The 2,137-nt window shown below is 41.2% G+C and carries 2 protein-coding genes; both read left to right on the top strand.

Going from position 1 to position 2,137, the window contains the following annotated elements; translation table 11 throughout:
- Positions 1-979 precede the first annotated feature (979 nt).
- Complete coding sequence (locus tag Q1A70_RS19600) at positions 980-1,600, top strand: lysoplasmalogenase (protein WP_299695632.1); 621 nt, start codon at positions 980-982, stop codon at positions 1,598-1,600.
- Positions 1,601-1,690: 90 nt separating this feature from the next.
- Entirely contained in the window at positions 1,691-1,927 is a 237-nt protein-coding gene (locus tag Q1A70_RS19595) for a YecH family metal-binding protein (RefSeq protein ID WP_299695630.1), read from the top strand.
- The last annotated feature ends 210 nt before the right edge of the window (positions 1,928-2,137 follow it).

Here is a 2,137-nt window from a genome sequence, read left to right as displayed (position 1 = left end):
AGGGTCTATCGGATTTTTACATGTTGGTAGGATCATTCAACTGATCTGCCGATTATTGTCTTAACTGATCGGCATTACGCCATAGGCGTCCCTTTTTATTAGTAACTTGCTTAGTACATCATTGGTAGTGTCATTAGACCTACAACTACCGCGATCATTACAAGTCCTTGTCTTTGCGAAGATGAAATCATAACACTACTCCTAAATTTGGTTGCCTCTCGCTATGTTTTTACAATAGCACTACTTATCGGCTTAGGTCAAGCATTGGTTTCGAAAGCTTTAAAAGGATGGGTAAACTAACTTATATTTGGCTTATTAATGTCTTATTTATTGTATTTTATGGGGTGTGTTAATTTTGTTCCTTGTGGTTTTTGTTTGTTCTGTATTGTTGTAAGTCTTTGTTTTTGCGTGTTGATTTTTTTTAATTTGTTTTGTTGATGTTTGTTAAACTGTATTAATAGGCTTTGGAAGTTGCTGGGTGTGATTTGGTTTTGTTTTTACGTTTTAGCCTTGAGTTGTTGGTTGTGTTTGACTATAGGCTTGGGGGGGAAGCTGACAAAGTTGTTATTTTTAATGAAATTGATGGACTTTATAACTCTAGCTTATATTGGTGTTTTAATTTCCCTTTTTATCCTGTTGTTTGGTTTTAAGTTGTTGTTTTTATTTGTTTTTTATATTGTTCTTTTTAATTTTAAAACCTGGTTACGGGCAGTATATGGCGACTTTGCATGGTTTAGGTTGGTTAGAAATGACGGGTTTTATTGACCATGCCCTCTAGCGCCTATTTCTGTGAGTTTTACGAGTAATCGCTCTAGTTTTAACCAAGTAGTGATTTTCGCAGCAGGTATTGTGACGACTTCAATCTAAAGAGGCGCTTTTTCGTGGAAGCGTAATCGAGATCTAATTTTGAGTGGTTTAGTCTTTACATCAACGGGTGTGAGCCTAGACTGGCGACGATGAAAGTAATAGGGCAAATGGTATGTGGAGTTGGTTAGCGGTTTCCTTATCTGGTATAGGAGCAATAGCAGGAACGAAGCATGGACATATCGGTCAGGCCTTATCGTATAAGGTATTAACCTTTGTATTGTTAGCAATTATTGCTTTAACTCAGTCTGTTGTTGCTGATTTTACCTATTGGCTGGTGGCTGGGTTGGTACTCTTTGCAGTGGCCGATGCGCTCCATACCCTGACTCAAAAACGGCCCTTGCACTTTGTTTGTCTATTGGTGGCTCAAGTTTGCTACAGCAAAGCATTCTGGATTCAACTGTCTGGAGAGGTGGTTTGGTGGTTGTTCGCCTTGCTACTTGCAGCGTGTGTGGTCGCTTTCTTTTTACTCCTTCCTCGTCTAGGTCAGTTAGTCTTTCCTGTGGTGATCATGGGCATCATGCTCATCCAATTAGTCTGGGCCTCGGGTGAGGTTTGGTTGCTCGACCCGCAACTGTCGCATGCGTTGGGGTTTGTTGGCTGTAGCGTGTTACTGCCTTCTGCATTGGCTTACGCGTTAAGTTGCTACCGTGGCTCAATCAAAGGGGCTTATTGCTGGGTGATGGGCGGTTACTTTTTGGCGCATGCTATCATTGTCGCCTCTCTTACTCTTTAGGGTAGAGCGTGCTCAATTCTGAGCTACATCAAAGCAGCTTTAATCAAAATCGGTACTCTAGGCTGAATTCATTAAACATGAGATTGAGTTATGACAACCGAAATTCACGCGCACAACGTTTTAAACCTATTGAGTGAAAAACCACTGACTCGCGAAGAGCTGACGCAGGCGCTCGCTCAACAATATGGCGCAGAAGCTCGCTTCCACACGTGTAAGCTAAACGGTTTGGATTTAGATGGCCTATTGACGTTTTTCCTGAAGATGGAAAAAGTTGTGGTTGTTGAAAACAAGCTGTGCACCAATCGTGAGCGTGTGTGCAATCACTGATCTTGAATAAGCATTGGTTTTGGTCATTTTTGGCTGTTAAATATTTGGCGAGTGGATACGCTATGTTCGGCTCCACTCCTATCATTCTCTCCCTTCAAAAGCATTCTATAAATACTCGCCTTTATTACGTAAATTACTAGGGCGTGTTGATCTTTCGTGGTTAAATTTTGTTCGAGATAAAAGCGTTTTAATCGCGGCGAGGGGGAAGTA

Origin of the sequence: uncultured Vibrio sp., from assembly GCF_947488985.1 — a bacterium.
GTDB lineage: Bacteria > Pseudomonadota > Gammaproteobacteria > Enterobacterales > Vibrionaceae > Vibrio.
The sequence above is the reverse complement of the archived record's forward strand: the minus strand, read 5'-3'. Positions and strand labels throughout refer to the sequence as shown.

Bases quoted from the DNA above. Each gene is read 5' to 3' on its own strand.
- Q1A70_RS19600 (WP_299695632.1), top strand. From the start codon at position 980: ATGTGGAGTTGGTTAGCGGTTTCCTTATCTGGTATAGGAGCAATAGCA.
- Q1A70_RS19595 (WP_299695630.1), top strand. From the start codon at position 1,691: ATGACAACCGAAATTCACGCGCACAACGTTTTAAACCTATTGAGTGAA.